The sequence below is a fragment of the Caldicellulosiruptor obsidiansis OB47 genome (assembly GCF_000145215.1).
GTDB lineage: Bacteria > Bacillota > Thermoanaerobacteria > Caldicellulosiruptorales > Caldicellulosiruptoraceae > Caldicellulosiruptor > Caldicellulosiruptor obsidiansis.
Window position 1 is genome coordinate 2,343,470 of the sequence record NC_014392.1, and the last position, 16,531, is coordinate 2,360,000.

General features: G+C 37.1%; 12 protein-coding genes, 2 rRNA genes and 1 riboswitch (1 of these 15 only partly in view). Of the genes, 2 read left to right on the plus strand and 12 right to left on the minus strand.

Going from position 1 to position 16,531, the window contains the following annotated elements; translation table 11 throughout:
- Nucleotides 1–20 precede the first annotated feature (20 nt).
- A riboswitch (cobalamin riboswitch) is annotated at nucleotides 21–244 on the plus strand.
- 259 nt (nucleotides 245–503) lie between these two features.
- Nucleotides 504–2,777, plus strand: a complete 2,274-nt coding sequence (gene metE / locus COB47_RS10920; protein ID WP_013291414.1) for a 5-methyltetrahydropteroyltriglutamate--homocysteine S-methyltransferase — start codon at nucleotides 504–506, stop codon at nucleotides 2,775–2,777.
- A 66-nt stretch (nucleotides 2,778–2,843) separates the two neighbouring features.
- On the opposite strand, the gene COB47_RS10925 is transcribed toward metE, so the two are convergent.
- The 10 genes from COB47_RS10925 to COB47_RS10970 all read right to left on the minus strand — a co-directional run bounded on the left by COB47_RS10925 (nucleotide 2,844) and on the right by COB47_RS10970 (nucleotide 14,693).
- On the minus strand, nucleotides 2,844–4,352 hold the full coding sequence (locus COB47_RS10925) for a response regulator transcription factor (protein ID WP_013291415.1): 1,509 nt from the start codon (nucleotides 4,350–4,352) through the stop codon (nucleotides 2,844–2,846).
- On the minus strand, nucleotides 4,327–6,117 hold the full coding sequence (locus COB47_RS10930; RefSeq protein ID WP_013291416.1) for a sensor histidine kinase: 1,791 nt from the start codon (nucleotides 6,115–6,117) through the stop codon (nucleotides 4,327–4,329). The genes COB47_RS10925 and COB47_RS10930 overlap by 26 nt, the downstream gene beginning before the upstream one ends.
- A gap of 60 nt (nucleotides 6,118–6,177) precedes the next feature.
- A complete protein-coding gene (locus COB47_RS10935) occupies nucleotides 6,178–7,080 on the minus strand; it encodes a carbohydrate ABC transporter permease (RefSeq protein ID WP_013291417.1) in 903 nt (300 codons plus the stop codon).
- Nucleotides 7,081–7,107: 27 nt separating this feature from the next.
- The gene (locus COB47_RS10940; protein WP_013291418.1) at nucleotides 7,108–8,034 is read right to left on the minus strand and encodes an ABC transporter permease; all 927 of its coding nucleotides are present in this window, start codon (nucleotides 8,032–8,034) and stop codon (nucleotides 7,108–7,110) included.
- A gap of 114 nt (nucleotides 8,035–8,148) precedes the next feature.
- Nucleotides 8,149–9,795, minus strand: coding sequence for an ABC transporter substrate-binding protein (locus COB47_RS10945; protein WP_013291419.1), 1,647 nt, complete (start codon nucleotides 9,793–9,795; stop codon nucleotides 8,149–8,151).
- Between the two features lie 252 nt (nucleotides 9,796–10,047).
- A complete protein-coding gene (locus COB47_RS10950; protein ID WP_013291420.1) occupies nucleotides 10,048–11,034 on the minus strand; it encodes a glycoside hydrolase family 130 protein in 987 nt (328 codons plus the stop codon).
- Nucleotides 11,035–11,108: 74 nt separating this feature from the next.
- Nucleotides 11,109–12,116 carry a substrate-binding domain-containing protein gene (locus COB47_RS10955; RefSeq protein WP_013291421.1) on the minus strand — a complete coding sequence of 336 codons (1,008 nt, stop codon included), beginning with the start codon at nucleotides 12,114–12,116 and terminating at the stop codon, nucleotides 11,109–11,111.
- Between the two features lie 103 nt (nucleotides 12,117–12,219).
- Nucleotides 12,220–13,392: an AGE family epimerase/isomerase gene (locus COB47_RS10960; RefSeq protein WP_013291422.1), complete on the minus strand. Its 1,173-nt coding sequence runs from the start codon at nucleotides 13,390–13,392 to the stop codon at nucleotides 12,220–12,222.
- A 170-nt stretch (nucleotides 13,393–13,562) separates the two neighbouring features.
- Complete coding sequence (locus COB47_RS10965; RefSeq protein WP_013291423.1) at nucleotides 13,563–14,207, minus strand: ThuA domain-containing protein; 645 nt, start codon at nucleotides 14,205–14,207, stop codon at nucleotides 13,563–13,565.
- 30 nt (nucleotides 14,208–14,237) lie between these two features.
- Complete coding sequence (locus tag COB47_RS10970) at nucleotides 14,238–14,693, minus strand: VOC family protein (RefSeq protein ID WP_013291424.1); 456 nt, start codon at nucleotides 14,691–14,693, stop codon at nucleotides 14,238–14,240.
- Between the two features lie 267 nt (nucleotides 14,694–14,960).
- Here COB47_RS10970 and COB47_RS10975 point away from each other — a divergent pair, with 267 nt between their 5' ends.
- Nucleotides 14,961–15,908 (plus strand): AAA family ATPase, encoded by a 948-nt coding sequence (locus COB47_RS10975; protein ID WP_013291425.1) that lies wholly within the window; start codon nucleotides 14,961–14,963, stop codon nucleotides 15,906–15,908.
- Nucleotides 15,909–16,054: 146 nt separating this feature from the next.
- On the opposite strand, the gene rrf is transcribed toward COB47_RS10975, so the two are convergent.
- Nucleotides 16,055–16,171, minus strand: a 5S ribosomal RNA gene (gene rrf, locus COB47_RS10980).
- A gap of 74 nt (nucleotides 16,172–16,245) precedes the next feature.
- Nucleotides 16,246–16,531, minus strand: a 23S ribosomal RNA gene (locus tag COB47_RS10985); it runs 2,662 nt beyond the window's last position.

Here is a 16,531-nt window from a genome sequence, read left to right on the forward strand (position 1 = left end):
AAATTGAATAATTAGCTTAATGCTTTACCTATCAAGCAGGTGCTGCCGTTTGGGCGGCTTAATAGGGAAAGCGGTGAAAATCCGCTGCAGCCCCCGCTACTGTGAGCACTGACAAGCCCTCAAAAAGTTTTTGCCACTGGAAGGTTTGGGTTCCTATTTTGAAAGTGGAGCTTACCTTCTGGGAAGGCAGAGAGGGTGCGAATGAAGTGCGAGCCAGGAGACCTGCCTGCTTGAGATGCCTTGTACTGTCTTCGGTGGGAAGCACAGTCAAGGTGGTAAAGACCAGGGGTGTATTTTATCCTTTTTTAAAGATTTGCTATACTTTGTTTTTAAAAGCCTTTTGTTCTTTTTGAGAAGTGTTCAAATATACAAAAGCTTTTAAAAAACAGTATTAATGGGTCTTTACTGCCTTGATGAAATTTGAGTATTTTTTGCTGGCAGTAAAGACCCATTTTGTTTTTTGACAGCAGCTAAAATTTTTTCAAGGAGGTTGAAACTGTAAGATGATTTCAGTTGTCGGTTTCCCAAGAATAGGACAGAACAGAGAGCTCAAAAAGTGGGTCGAAAGTTATCTTGACAAAAAACTTTCAAAAGAAGAACTCATTCAAAACTCAAAAAACTTGAAAAAGACTCACTGGCAACTTCAAAAAGAGTATGGTGTTGACCTGATACCATCAAATGATTTTTCATTTTATGACACTTTTTTAGACCATGCAATGCTAGTAGGCTCAATACCCGAGGAATACAAGGTGGTTTTCTCAGATGATCTCAAGCTCTACTTTGCGCTGGCAAAGGGGTATCAAGACCAAAACATTGACCTTAAAGCTTTGCCTATGAAAAAGTGGTTCTTTACAAATTACCACTATCTTGTACCTGAAATCAATGAAAATACAAAATTTGAACTTGCATCAACAAAACCTTTTGATGAATTTGTCGAAGCACTTTCAATAGGAATTAAAACAAAACCTGTGATAATCGGTGCTCTTACTTTTTTAAAGCTTTCTAAAAAATCAAATGTGGATATGTATGATAAATCTTTATGGGAAAAACTGCTTGATGTATACATTCAAATACTAAAAAGGTTTGAAGAGTTAGGTAGTGAGTTTATTCAAATAGATGAACCAGTACTTGTCACAGATTTGAATGCAAAAGATATAGAATTTCTTGAAAACTTTTACCGCAGCCTTCTTCTTCAAAAAGGTAAGTTAAAGGTAATTCTTCAAACCTATTTTGGAGATGTCAGAGACTGCTTCGAAAAGATAATCATGCTTGACTTTGACGCAATCGGGCTTGACTTTGTTGATGGAAAGTTCAATGTAGAGCTAATTAAAAAATTTGGTTTCCCACAGGAAAAGCTTTTATTTGCCGGGGTTGTAAATGGCAGAAATGTGTTTAAAAACAACTACAAAAACACCCTTGAGCTTTTAAATATGCTCTCCTCCTTTGTTGACAAGAAAAACATTGTAATTTCAACATCATGTTCCTTACTCTTTGTGCCATACTCTTTGAAGTTTGAAACACAGCTTGACAGCAATAAAAAGAAGTTTTTGGCATTTGCTGAGGAAAAGTTAAAAGAGCTATCTGAACTGAAGCTTTTATTTTCTCAAGATAATTTTTCTGCAAACAGCATCTATGTTCAAAACATTCAGCTTTTTGAAGAGCTGAATAAAAACAAACTATCAGATGTCAGCACAGCTGTAAATAATCTTACAGACGATGACTTTGAAAGAAAACCGCGTTTTGAAGAGAGAATCAAGCTTCAAAAAGAGGTTTTGAACTTACCACAGCTTCCGACAACAACAATTGGGTCATTCCCGCAAACCCAAGATGTAAGGTCCGCTCGAGGCAAACTTAAAAAAGGTGAGATAACATTTGAAGAATATGAAAGCTTTATAAAATCCAAAATTGAAAGGGTAATAAAGCTTCAAGAAGAAATTGGGCTGGATGTGCTTGTCCATGGTGAATATGAAAGAAATGACATGGTAGAGTTTTTCGGTGAAAAGTTGGAAGGGTTTTTAATCACTCAAAACGGCTGGGTTCAGTCATATGGTACAAGATGTGTAAAACCTCCTATAATATTTTCTGACATTAAAAGAAAAAAATCACTCACTGTGGAATATATAAAATACGCACAAAGCTTGACTTCAAAACCTGTAAAAGGAATCCTGACAGGACCAGTGACAATTCTTAACTGGTCATTTGTTCGTGAAGACATTCCATTGAAAAATGTAGCTTTTCAATTAGCTCTTGCAATAAAAGAAGAGGTTTTGGAGCTTGAAAAAGAAGGTGTAAAGATCATTCAAATTGATGAGGCAGCACTGATTGAAAAACTTCCTTTGAGAAAATGTTATCACAAAGATTATTTAGATTGGGCAATAAAAGCATTCAGGCTCACATGCTCAAAAGTAAAACCCGAAACACAAATTCACACTCACATGTGCTACAGCAACTTTGATGAACTTTTAGATGAAATTGCAAAGATGGATGTTGACGTTATAACATTTGAAGCTGCAAAATCTGATTTTACCTTGCTTGACAGTATAAACAAAAGTAATTTAAAGTCAGAGGTAGGACCAGGGGTGTTTGATGTCCACTCTCCAAGGATTGTATCAAAGGAAGAGATGAAAAAGCTTATTTTAAAGATGATAGAAAAGGTTGGAAAAGACAGGTTGTGGGTAAATCCTGACTGTGGTCTTAAAACCAGAAAGGAAGAAGAAGTTTTGCCCACCTTGCAAAACATGGTTCTGGCAGTGTGGGAAGTCAGAAATAACTTATAACAAGTCTTCCTCCTCACATAATAAAGAAGGCTGGGAAAATGCTTTTTGCAAAAGTCCCAGCCTTTTTTATACTTTTCTGTACTTTTTTCTAAACTGGTTGGGCGTCATATTGCAAAGTTTTGCGAAGCACTGGATAAAATAGTCTGTGTCGTTGTACCCAACTGCCTGCGAGATTTCGTATATCTTCATATTAGTTGATATCAAGAGCCTTTTTGCTTCTTCAACGCGTATCTTTTGCAGATAAGAATTAAAATACATCCCGTAATGCTTTTTAAAAAGCTGACCCAAGTACACAGGGTTTAGATAAAATTTTTGCGCAACAGATTTTAGCGTTAGGTTCTTGTTATAGTTTTCCTTTATATACTTTTCAAGCTCACTCATGATACCGTTAGATAGGCTTGTTTTCCACTGTCTGAACTTATTTAGTATCCCTTCACAAAACTTTAACATGTTCTTTTCTATTTCCTCAACATTTGAAAATCCCAGCTTCAAGCCTGAAAAATACTCTATTTCATCTTCTAAATTGAGTCCTATCCTGCTAAAATAAGAGCTTATAGATACTAAAATAAAGCTCAAATACGATTTTATAAAGTCAAGCTGGTACCTTCCTTGTTTAATATCTTCTATCATTTCTTTAATTATCTTCTGCAGGTTCTGGTTATCCTCTTCTTCAATAGCCAAAATGAGTTTTTTGTCATATTCCTTTGAATACAAAATCTCTTTTGAATTGGGCAGGCTACTACTATAAAATGTAATTCCTGTCTGATTGTAAAAAAGTGCAAAGTTTAAAGAGTAAGCTGCCTCGTAAATGGCATCAAAAAACTGAGCTTGTTTTGAAATCTTTCTTGAAAAAGCAAACACAATCTCTGTTGCAAAGTCAACCATATTTTTTATGCTTTGGTATGCCTTTCTTATGTCCTCTTCAGAGGTTGCAACTACATAGTATTTGCCTTCAATCTCTGAAAATTCATACATAAGCCCCTCTTTTTTAAGTAGTTCAAAACATCCTTTTATCTTCGACAATATATTTTCTATCCTCTCATCAAAAAAGAGATTCAACCAATTTGACATTTCTTTAAAATAAACTATTCCAACATAAAATCCATTTTCTATCTTGATGTTGCTACTTTCTATCGTTGCTTTAAAGCTTCTCTCAAGTGTAAGCAGGTTGTCGCCTTCATTAATTAACTCTCGCTTTTTGAGTTTTGACTTTACTTTAAGTAGCGTATCAACAAGCTCTTCTTCTTCAATTGGCTTCAATATATAATTGACAACACCATGCTGGATAGCTTTTTTCGCATACTCAAAATCTGCATACCCGCTGATGATTATCACTTCAGGCGGATTTTTTAACTCATTTTTTACTTTCTCTATAAGATCAAGACCACTTAAAAGCGGAATCTTGATGTCGCTGATGAGCACGTCAACCTGTACCTTTTTCAAAAACTCAAAGGCAGTAACTCCATCCTCTGCCTCGCCCACTATCTCAAACCCTAATTCTTTCCAGTCAATTAGGTTTTTTAGCCCTTCTCTCATAAACACCTCATCTTCAACTATCAATACTTTGTACAGCATCTTCAAAGTCCCTCTTGTCTGGAATTTTTATCACAACTTTTAATCCCCCAAGCTCGCCTCTCAATATCTCAAAGCTAAAATCCTTGTCATAAAATAGTTCAAGCCTCCTAAAAACATTTTTAAGCCCCACACTACTTGCCTTGTCAGATGAAAGTCCTTTTATTGAGCGCAAAAGCTCCGCTAACTTTTCATCTTCCATGCCTTTTCCATTGTCCTCAACATGTATTGATATCATATCACCTTCTTTGAAAACCTTGACCACAATCCTTCCTTCACCTTTACTATTTTCTACCCCATGAACACATGCGTTCTCAACAAGAGGTTGTATGGTCATTTTTGGTATCTTTGTTGACTTTATGTTTTCGTCTACCTTGACCTCAAATTTTAGCTTTTCCCCGAACCTGTACTTTTGTATCTCAAGGTAGTCATAAATAGCCGAAACTTCCTCTTCAATGGTTATAAGGTCATATTCCCACCTTATACTTCGTTTTAAAAGTTTTGCAAGAAGTTTTATGGCATTTGCTGTCTCAAACTCTTTTTTGAGCATACTTCTCATGCGGATTGTCTCTAAGGTGTTAAAAAGAAAATGAGGATTTATCTGGCTCTGAAGCGCATTTATCTCTGCTTGTTTTTTCTCCAAAGCCAGTTCTTTTTGTTTAAGCTCATATTTTATTTCCTTCTCAAGTAGCTCTTTTATCTTTTGTGCCATGATATTAAACTCTTCTATAACCTGACCTATCTCATCTTTGCCAGCTTCAATATTGATACTTTCAAACTGTTGTTTTCTTGCCTTTTTGATGTGCTTTGCTAAAACTGAAAGTCTATTTACTACCGAATTTACTATTAAAAAAAGTGCAAAAAACGCAAGCATAAAACATAAAAGCACAATTGCAATGTAATTTCTCTGATGCTCAAGCAACCTCTTTGATATTCCACTATTGTCAGTTGTAACAATAAATCTCCAGTTTTCAAAATAAGGAAGTTCTGTTGATAGCAGCTTATCAAATACAACAGTTTGATTTTTTTCTTCTTTCAAAAGATTGCTTAGTCTTTCAACCTGATTGTAATACAAAAGGTCACTAAAATATACTATACCTTTCTCATCTGCTATAAATATGTGTCCATCTTTAAAAGTGCTCAAAATACTGTTAAGATACACCCTGTTCAGGTCAATTCTCAAAAACTTTTTAATTGGACTAGGCTGGTACTTGGGCACATATTGCTCATAAAAGTTGAGATTTAGCATAATAGAAACATACGGTTTTTCATTCTCAAGACCACTTAGTACATAGAGATTTTTGCCCTCTTTTTCTCCTTTTTGAAAAAACTTTTTATACTCCTCTGTTAAAAACGCAAGTCCATCTGCATTGAGTATGGTAGGATTGTCACAGTATATGGTTATTTGCGAAATCTGCGGATAGAGTATTCTTGCGTTCTGAAGTATTGGTTTTATGTTCTTCTCATACGTATCATAAAATTCCTCAACGGACAAATACCGGGTATTTATAGTCTCAATTACTCTCGGGTCTGAATATATGGTATACGCAAGATTGATTGCAAGCTCAACGACTTTCTTGAAATTCGAAATTGTCATATTTGACGCATTTTCAATCTGGCCGTGGAGCCTATCGTTTATATAAAAATCAATCTGCGAGATAAATTGGCTGCTCAAAATTAAAAGGGGAATAAAAACAAACATAAAAAATATGGAAAATATCTTCTTAAACAGGGGAATATCATTTATAATCTTAATTACTCTGCGCATAAATCTTTCCTCTTCTTTTTATGCTAAGAGGATATTGATTTAATTATAACACACTCTTCTTCACTCTTTTATACTACCAATTGTAAGACCGTGTATGAAATATCTTTGCAGGAACGGATAAACAAAAAGTATAGGCAGTGTTGCAACTATTGTCATGGTTGCTCGGATAGCAGTTGGTGTTACAGTCCTACCAGAAGATGTAAGTGATGCTGAAAAGTCGGGGTTTGTTGATGCAGATTGCACAGATTGCAAGATCTTTTGAAGCTCAAACTGCAAAGTAGAAAGCTCTGGTTTCCCGGAGTTATACAGGAAGGTGTCAAACCATGCATTCCACTGTCCAACTGCAACCCAAAGGGTAACAGTTGCTAAAACAGGAAGGCAAAGCGGCATTATTATCTGGAACAGAATCCTGTATTCGCTTGCACCGTCAATCTTAGCTGATTCAATGAGACTTTGAGGAAGCCCGTCTATATAGCTTCTTATAACAATTATATTGAATGCACTTACCATACCAGGCAAAATGTATACCCAGAACGTTCCAACAAGATGAAGATTTTTCATAAGAAGATATGTGGGAATAAGACCGCCGCTAAAATACATTGTAAACACTATAACTCTGGAAATAAACTTTCTGAATATATAGTCCTTTCGGCTGATTCCATACGCAACCATCAAACATGAAAGAACATTTGTGATGCTCCCTATAACAGCTCTCAAAATTGATACAAGCGTTGCATGGTATATGTCAGGATTGCTGAGGATAACTCTATAGTTGTTAAGTGTAAATTTCCTAGGCCACAGATATATTCCACCTCTTATGGAATCAAGCGCATCGTTAAGAGAAATAGCAAGTATATTCCAAAAAGGATATAAAGTTGTAATCATCACGATTATCATGATTGTATATACCACAATATCAATGACTAAATCCTCTGCTGCCCTGTACTTTGCTGACGTTTGCACCTCAAAAACACCCCTTAATAAAGATTTTTAAAATACTCTTTCACCTTCGCCAATCTTGGATGCTATCTTGTTTGCAGTTGTAACCAAAATCAGGCTCACAACTGAGTTGAAAATACCAGCTGCTGTTGCATATGACCATCTTCCACTGCCAATACCATATCTTAATATGTATGTCTCAAGGATATCTGAATAGTCCAGGGTTGACGGCCTTTGTAAAAGGTACATTTGTTCAAAGCCAGCGTTCAAAATCCAGCCGACGTTCATTATAAGAAGAATCTTAACTGTAGGTAGAATGCCTGGCAAGGTTATATACCATATTCTCTTTAGCCTGCCCGCACCGTCTATACTTGCAGCCTCATAAAGCTGCGGGTCGATGTTTGTCATTGCAGCCAAGTATATAATTGCGTTCCAGCCCATCTCTTTCCAAACCTCAGTAACTGGTGCTATGAACCAGAAATATTGAGGTTCGCCTAAAAAATTAATTGGTTCTTTTAGAATATGGAATTTGACAAGAAGTTCGTTTATTATTCCATAGTCAGGTGAAAGCAGTGTGTATATAATATTTGCTGCTACAACCCATGAAACAAAGTGTGGAAGATAGGAAATTGTCTGCACTGTTCTTTTAAATAGCATGTTTTTAATCTCATTTAGAAGTATTGCAAATGTTATAGAAGACAAAAAGTTGAATATTAGTTTCAAACAGCTTATGACCAGGGTATTTCTAAGCGCCTGGAAAAAATAAACGTCTGAAAATAGGTCTGCAAAGTTTTTAAATCCAACCCACTCTGAATTTTGAAAACCAAGATAAGGTTTGTAGTCTTTGAAAGCTAATAGCCAGCCCCACAGGGGAAAGTAGTTAAAAATCAGCACCATAATTAAAAAAGGAAATGTAAGAACAATTAGCTGGCGCTGGTTATAGATTGTTGAAAATAATCCTTTCTTAGATGACTGCATCTGCCTTTTCCTCCTTAAAAAGCTTGTAGCGTCAATTAAACTAAATACTCACGGAACACCTTTAAAATTTAGGTGTTCCGTGAGCTTTAAAATTGCTGAATTCCAAAACACCAATTAGTTCCACTCTTTGAGTCTTCTCTGAATCTCTTTTTGTCTAAAGTCAATTACCTTCTTGAGAGGAATGTTCTTCATCTTGTTGAGGTATTCATTCCAGATCTTATCGTACTCACCCGGTTTTGCCATTATTGCTTTTGCAATATATCTTCTCTGCAAGTCATCAGCCTGGTTCTGGATTGCCTGCAGGTCGTCTGGAAGCTTGATATCCCAGCCATATCCGTACGGTGAGTTCCATGTTGGTGAGAACAAGTCTTTGAACGACTTAATCTTATAAGCTTTCAAAACTTCCTTTTCATATGGCTTATACCTTTGTTCTAATGCCTGCTCTGAATAGTCCCAAGAAATCTTTCCGCTCTTGTCTGAATATGTCCAGTCAAACGGTGGTCTTGGGAATGCAAACCAGATATTTCCGCCAATGCCCTGTTTCTTTCTGTAATCTGGGTTCATGTAGTTTTGAATCTGCTTTGCATCTTTATACATCTTTCCATTCTTTACATAGTAGTCCTGGCCTTGGATACCCCAGTTGATGAGTTTCAAGATATCCTCGCCAGCCATTCTGTCCAAGAACTTGAACGCTGCAATCGGGTCTTTGCACTTCTTTGTAATTGATATTCCGGCACCTGTTCCCATTGTAACTACGTTGTATCTATCTCTCTTTACACCTTTCTTGAGCACTGGCATTGCAATCGGAATTCTGTCGTAAAGTCCTTGTTTTTCAAGAGAATCTATTGCAGATTGTATCTGCCATCTTTCATCATAAAAACCAATAACTCTACCAGAGGAAATCTTTGCTAAATACTGGTCATAGTTTTGTGAAAACATTTCTTTGTCAAGAAGACCTTCGTTCCACATCTGGTTGAGTATCTTGTAATATGTTTTTGCATATGGCATTGTATAGCTGTCTTTTACAACACCTGTCTTTTCGTCAATAAGCCAGCCACCATCGTTCGGATAACCTTCAAGCCTAAGCGGCTGTTGCATCAGTACATATATTCTCCAGCTGTCAGTAAGCGCTGTAAAAGCTATTGTTGGTTTGCCATTGTATGTTGGATGTTTTTTGACAGCGTCTTTTACAATCTTGAAATATGTGTCAATATCTCTTACAACTGGCCATTTGTTCTCTTTGAGAACGTATATAGGTAGCCAGAACCCAGCAAATGAATAGAGCGGGTCAGACTCTTCTCTGAAAGGTGTAAGATAGTAAATGTGTCCATCCTTTGGATATTTGAGTTTTTTGAGTGCTTTTGTATCATACCATTTCTTGATGTTCTTGCCGTACTTAGCAATGTAATCATCTAAGGGAACTAAAGCTCCTGCTTCAATAAACTTGTTTACAACATTGTGTGCATTGATTAAGTCCGGCAAGTCGCCACTTGCAAGCATGATACCTGCCTTTGTTTCCTCGTCGCTGCCGACAATAAATTCAAACTGGAGCCTTACACCTGTGAGCTCTTCAACCTTTTTACCAACTGGCGTCTTCCACACATCAACCGGTTCTGCATTAGAATCACCCCAGTAAATCTTAAAAACTATTGGGTTTTTGGACGCTGCTACTGCCTTTGTTGGAGCGCTTAAAAACCCTGGAACAATGATGGTCATCAAAAAGACAATAGCAATCAGTAAAGCAACTCTTTTTTTAAACATAAACCATCCTCCTTTTCAGAATGTAATTTTTGTATAGAAAAACTGCAAAACAACTACATATTCATTATAAAATTTGTGGTGCATATTTAACAACCCGAGAGATTTAATATTTTATACTGTAGATTTTATATTTTTACTTTACCAGTAAATAAACTGATTGTAAGTTTAAAAAAATATAATAAAATTAAAAAGGCCAGCAACTTTGTTTTGCTGCCGGCCTTTCTTTGTATGTTTTTATCCTCAATATTTTTGTTATTCCTGGCTTTCTCTCTTGAGAAGTTCAATTATATCCTGAACATAAGCAAATGCAAGGTTCACGACAGTGTCAGCACCACCATAGTAAATTGCAAGTCTTCCTGTATTAGCATCACAAAGTGTCGCGCATGGGAATGCTACGTTTGGAACATCTCCAACACATTCATAATATTCTTGTGGTGAAAGAAGATAAGATTTTGATCTTGCTTTTACAATCCATGGTTTTTCCAAATCTAAAAGCGCTGCGCCAAAGCTGTATACATAACCGTTGCATGAAAGAAGTACACCGTGATAAATTAACAGCCATCCTTCACTTGTCTCAATTGGTGTAGGACCTGCCCCTATTTTGAGCGACTGCCAAGGAGTATAGCCTGCTGACATTACATGTCTGTGGCAACCCCAGTGAATCATATCAGGGCTTTCGCTATAAAATATATCGCCGAAAGCTGTGTGCCCCGTATCCGATGGGCGGGATAGCATAGCGTATTTGCCGTTTATCTTTCTTGGGAAAAGCACACCATTTCTGTTGTATGGCAAAAATGCATTTTCAATCTGATAAAACTTTTCGAAGTCGAATGTATAGCCAACACCAATTGTCGGTCCATGATAGCCATTACACCATGTGATATAATACCTGTCTTCTATAAAAGTTACTCTTGGGTCGTATTTATACTCACTTACAAGCGGGTCTCTTGTCTGCTGGATGAAGTTGATTGGTTCATCGTCAATCTCCCAGTTGTAACCATCCTTGCTAAAACCACGTCTGATGTTCATTCTTCTTGCCCTGTCATCTACTCTAAAAACACCTGCAAACCCATCTTTGAACGGAACCACCGCGCTGTTGAAGATGCTGTTTGCATCTTTTGCCTGATTTCTCTTGATAATTGGGTTGTGTTTAGACCTCCAGACAATATCCTTACAGTCTTTTGGTCTCTCTTCCCATGGCATGTTTGGAAGTGATTGCCCAACAATTTTAATATCCATATAGTTCCTACCTCCTATTTTTTATGTATTTGTATGTGAATTTAAAATTTTTACTTGACCATGTTAACAAAGTGTTATTTCAAAGCCTTGACAGACTCTCTTATGATAATCTTGCCTTTTATGAGCATTTTGCCATAATGTTTTTCCCCTTGCTTTATTTTTTCAACCATCATTTTGGCTGTTCTTCTGCCCATCTCTTCCAAATTCACGCGGACTGTAGTAATTTTGGGTTGTGAGAGCACTGCATGGAGACTGTCATCAAATCCCACCACTGAAACATCATCCGGCACCTTATATCCACTTGATTTGAGCTTTTCGATTGTAATATAAGCAGTCTTGTCACAGTTGCAAACAAATGCCGTCGGAAGGTTTTTAGGTAATGTAATATCTATGAAATTGTTGTTGTCATCCCTGTCTTTTATTATCCAATCTTTATTGAGTTCTATCTTGTTCTCCAAAAGTGCCTTGTAAAAGCCCAGGAACCTGTCCTGGATACTGCTTGTTGCATAGATGTTTCCTACAAATCCAATTTTAGTGTGACCCTGCTCTATTAGCATGTTAGTTATCTCGTATGTTGCGTAAAAGTTGTCTGTGATGACACAGTCAACGTTAAACTTGTCACAGTAAAAGTCTAAAAATACTGTCGGGTAGTTGTAATTTAAAACTTTCTGAATGTAGTCATGACTCATTTGACCCAAAATAACAACGCCGTCTACCTTCTGTTCCAGAAGCGCGTTGGGGACAGATAGCTCGTTTTCATCTGACTGGCTTATGATGTTGAAGGTTGTTGTAAAGCCAAGCTTCTCTAAACTGTTTGAAAGATGCTTGTAAAGGTCTATGTAGAAATAGTCGTCTTTGCCATAATACTTTTCTGACGATATCACACCGATGGAATACGTTAGGTTTTCTCTTAGCATCCTGCCCTTTGCATTGTAGATGTAACCCATCTCCTGGGCAGTCTTTATAATCTTCTCTTTTAAGGATGAACTAATATCAGGACTGTCTTTGAGAGCTTTTGACACTGTTACTTTGGAGACACCAAGCTTTTCAGCAATGTCTTTCATGGTAACTCTCTTGTCCATGGTCTTTTTATTCCCCTTCAAATTAGGCTTTACAAGCCTTTTCTTTTTTACTTTCTATTATACTTTATTTCTTTGTAACTTTACAGGAGCAAGCTTGAAATTTTTAACCAACTCTCTTTATTATCTCCAAACACATTCTACCATTGTGATATGGGCACTTCCACGGCTCAACAATTGGCATCTGTACAGGGTTTAGATTTTCATCTACCTTCCATAGCCACTCAGAGTTTTTTCTTTTGTCAACAAGATATTCTTTTATGAACTCCCATGTCTTGATGGCTGCATCTAAATATTTTTCCTCTTTTGTCTTTTGATATGCATTGAAAAATCCAACTACTGTCTCTGCCTCAACCCACCAGATTTTGCTTCTGTCAACTCTGTCCTCTACCTTCTCGTTTATAAGGCTTTTCCCATCAAATGCTTCTTGTAAAGTTACTTGCGCAACCTCTAATGTGAGCTTTTCAACCTCCTCTTTTAATTTTTCATCCCTCAAATACTTAGCAGTTTCATCCAAAAGCCAGCTTGCTTCAATGTCATGTCCATATGATACTGCCTTTATAAGTTCATTCCAGTTATCATCACAGAATACTTTAAAGTGCCCTGTGCCTTTTTTATAAATCTTCTCAACAAAGAGTCTTACAAGCCACTCAAGCGCCTCATACACATCATCAAGCTTCAAAACCTTGTAAAGGTTTGTGTAGCTCTCCAGTACATGAAGATGCGTGTTCATTGTTTTTGAGGCAATTACTCCATTTTCGCTCAAAAACCTGTTTTCTTTTTCTTGCCAGTTTCTTTCAAACTGTTCTGTGTATCCATTTTCCCTTTTGCATCTTGTCTCTAAAATCTCGAAAAGTTTTCTTGCCAAAAAAAGAGCTTCTTTATCACCGGATGCTTCATAGTACTCAGAAAGCCCGTATATACCAAAAGCTTGAACATAAACATGTTTTGTCACATCAACGGGCAAACCTTCAAGGGATACACTCCAGAAAAGTCCTTCATAGTCTTTGTCCCAAAACTTGTTTTTCAAAAATTCAAACGCATGAAAAGCCAGCTCTTTGCATTTTTCACTTTTCAGCACATTGTAACATGCTGAGAAAAACCACAGTATCCTTGAGTTTAAAATACAACCTTTTTGAGCTTTCTTGTTAATATTGAGATTAAAGTCCATATATCCATAGTAGCCGCCAAATTCGTCGTCCTTTAGACTTTGCCAAAATGGTATTATCTTTTCTTCAAGATGACTTTTTAGCTCCTTTTTAAAACTGGTAATATCCATTTTCTACCTACCTTCTCAAAAGTTTTACAAATGGGTTACTTAATCGTTCACTTTATATTTCTATATTAATTGTTTTTTTATATCCTGTCAACGGTTTTTTAAAAAGAGCTTATCCTAAGGCTAAAGCCGGACAAGCCCTTTAAAAAGGCTTATTTATATTTTTTAAAATCCTACTTGAAAAGAAAGGTCAAAACTGCTTTGAGAAGTTCCTGGAAGTTATTATCTAAAAGCCCATCTTCTCTGTGAGCAGGTGTAAGTGCAACCACTTTGCCCTTTCCAAAATTGTGCCACCATCCTGCAATTGAACTGCCGTCCTCTGATTCAGAGTAAAGATAGATGTTGGTATTGTCTTTGTCGCAAAAAACAAAATAGTGTTCATCCATAATTTCAAAATCAAATCCTCTGCCATCAAAAGCAGCTTCATGGGAAGAGTGATATCTAACAGGCTTTTGCTTATCTGGATGAAACTTAAAATACCCTCTCACAAGTTTGCAAAACTCTCCTTCTTCAGGGTATGAGGCAAGTCCTGAGTGCCATACAAAAAGCCTTCCTCCACCTTCAACATACTCTTTTATTCTCTTTTCCATCTTCTCTGTCATCCAGCACTCTATAATCTCATCCTGTGGATTTATCCTGTTTTCTGCAGAAAGTACAATCGCATCCGGGTTCTGGGAAAGAAATTGCTCAAAGTTTTCAATGGATGCATCTATTATCTCGCAACTATCTAAAGCAGCATTTGTGGCTTGCTTCAAGGCTTTGAGCAGGTTGTCATGACTGTGGTAAAAATCTCCAACCAAAGCTAAGATTCTTTTCATATTCTTACTCCCCACTTCCCCAAAAACATTTTAAAAGTTCTCTAAAAGCTCTAAGATGAATTTGAGCTTGTCGGTGCTATCCATGTAAGCATATCTTCCGCCTGTGTAATCCCCTTTTTGAACAACCTCAATTCCCTCTTTTTTAAGATTTTCAATCTTCTCATCCATGTTCTTCACAAACACACCTATATGGTGAATACCCTCGCCGTGAGTTTCCAAAAACTCTCTCCATGTAGAAGGATTCTCATCTGGCTCAATCAGCTCAATCTCTATGTTTTTGAAGTTTCTGAAAAACGCAAGTTTTGCACGGGCACATGTAGCCTTTCCTCTATACTCTGTGTGAGTTTTCTCATACTCTTCGGTTTCGATAATCTGGGGAACCTCAACTCTAAAAAATTTTGCAAAGTCTTTTGCTGTCTTTTCAATGTCTTTAACAATTATTCCTATCTGCACAACAACATCTGTTCCTAAAATTTCGTTAGCCAACTTTTGTAACCTCCTTTGAAATTGTTTACATGACAATATTGTATCTCACTTTGTTAAGTTATGGGTATACAAATTTTTGATTTGTTTTTGCACATTTTTGATAAAACAGCGTACAATATTTTGTAAGTTTAACCTCCTCACAGGTGATTGAAATAACTACATAAAAGAGGTAAAATAATTTTTGTGGGCAAGTTTTGTAAGTTTAAATAAAACATAGCAAGGTCAAAATTTTAATAAAAAGATTTAAAAAGAGGGTAGGAATGAGAAATGGAGATAGCAGATAAAGCAAAAAAGATTATTCAAAACATATCAAAGGTGATCATTGGAAAAGAAGCTCAAATTGAGCTTGTAATAACATCTCTCTTTGCAGGAGGACATGTTCTTTTAGAGGACGTCCCGGGCACAGGAAAAACAATGTTATCAAAGGCTCTTGCAAAATCTATAGATTGCAGTTTCAAAAGAATTCAGTTCACACCAGACCTTTTGCCATCAGACTTAACAGGAATATATTATTTCAATATGAAAATGCAAGAGTTTGAGTTCAGACCAGGTCCAATTTTCACAAATATACTGCTGGCTGATGAAATAAACAGGGCAACTCCAAGAACACAGTCAAGCCTTCTTGAATGCATGGAAGAAAGACAGGTGACAATTGACGGTATCACGCATAAGTTAGAAGACCCATTTTTTGTTATCGCTACTCAAAACCCTATTGAAATTCAAGGAACATATCCTCTACCCGAGGCACAGCTTGACAGGTTTTTGATAAAGCTCAGTTTGGGATATACAAACAAAGAAGAAACTATCCAGATGCTTACAAGGTTCAGAGAAAAAAATCCTCTTGATGAGATAGAACCTGTGATAGCAAAGGATGAGGTAACAAAGATTCAAGAAAAAATAAAAGAAGTTTATGTAAATGAAGATATTCTATCTTATATATACGAAATTTGTCAAAGTACAAGAGAACATGAGATGGTTCAGCTTCCTGCAAGCAACAGAAGTTTCATTGCTCTTATGCGTGCATCTCAAAGCCTTGCAGCCATCCGAGGCTACGATTTTGTTCTTCCTGATTTTGTCAAGTACTTAGCTCCTTTTGTCCTCAGCCACAGGATACTTCTCAAAAATCAATATATAATCAAAAACACAAAAGTATCAGACGTGATAAATGAAATCCTTGAAAAGGTACCAGTACCAAGTGAGAATTTTGCTTTTTGAAATACACTACAAATTAAGATAGACTGAACACATTTAAGCTCAGTTTTTTTTAAAAACCTCTTGCAATTTGTAAGGCTTGTCATTTGATGAGTCAAAACTTTTTTGCAGATATTGTTAAACATTTAACATATACACAAAAATAAAAAATCCGGCAGCCACCTACTTTCCCGTGCCGTCTCCAGCACAGTATCATCGGCGTTGCGAGGCTTAACTTCCGTGTTCGGAATGGGAACGGGTGTTACCCTCGCTCTTTCGCCACCGGATTTGTTACCTGTATTCATCTTTTCCAGCACATTTTTAAGCAGCCTCGCAAGTGAATAGGAGGAAAGCTTATCTTGCGGTCAAGCTCCTCGGGCCATTAGTACCGCCTTGCTCAACGCCTTACAGCGCTTACACATGCGGCCTATCCACCTGGTAGTCTACCAGGACCCTTACCACCTCATCGGTGTGGGGTATCTCATCTTGGGGTGGGCTTCACGCTTAGATGCTTTCAGCGTTTATCCCATCCGGACTTGGCTTCCCAGCCGTGCACCTGGCGGTACAACTGGTAAACCAGCGGTCCGTCCAACCCGGTCCTCTCGTACTAGGGTCAGCTCCCCTCAAATACCCTGCGCCCGCGGCGG

Coding starts and splice junctions, on each gene's coding strand:
- metE (WP_013291414.1), top strand. CDS start 504: ATGATTTCAGTTGTCGGTTTCCCAAGAATAGGACAGAACAGAGAGCTC.
- COB47_RS10925 (WP_013291415.1), bottom strand. CDS start 4,352: ATGCTGTACAAAGTATTGATAGTTGAAGATGAGGTGTTTATGAGAGAA.
- COB47_RS10930 (WP_013291416.1), bottom strand. CDS start 6,117: ATGCGCAGAGTAATTAAGATTATAAATGATATTCCCCTGTTTAAGAAG.
- COB47_RS10940 (WP_013291418.1), bottom strand. CDS start 8,034: ATGCAGTCATCTAAGAAAGGATTATTTTCAACAATCTATAACCAGCGC.
- COB47_RS10945 (WP_013291419.1), bottom strand. CDS start 9,795: ATGTTTAAAAAAAGAGTTGCTTTACTGATTGCTATTGTCTTTTTGATG.
- COB47_RS10950 (WP_013291420.1), bottom strand. CDS start 11,034: ATGGATATTAAAATTGTTGGGCAATCACTTCCAAACATGCCATGGGAA.
- COB47_RS10955 (WP_013291421.1), bottom strand. CDS start 12,116: ATGGACAAGAGAGTTACCATGAAAGACATTGCTGAAAAGCTTGGTGTC.
- COB47_RS10960 (WP_013291422.1), bottom strand. CDS start 13,392: ATGGATATTACCAGTTTTAAAAAGGAGCTAAAAAGTCATCTTGAAGAA.
- COB47_RS10965 (WP_013291423.1), bottom strand. CDS start 14,207: ATGAAAAGAATCTTAGCTTTGGTTGGAGATTTTTACCACAGTCATGAC.
- COB47_RS10975 (WP_013291425.1), top strand. CDS start 14,961: ATGGAGATAGCAGATAAAGCAAAAAAGATTATTCAAAACATATCAAAG.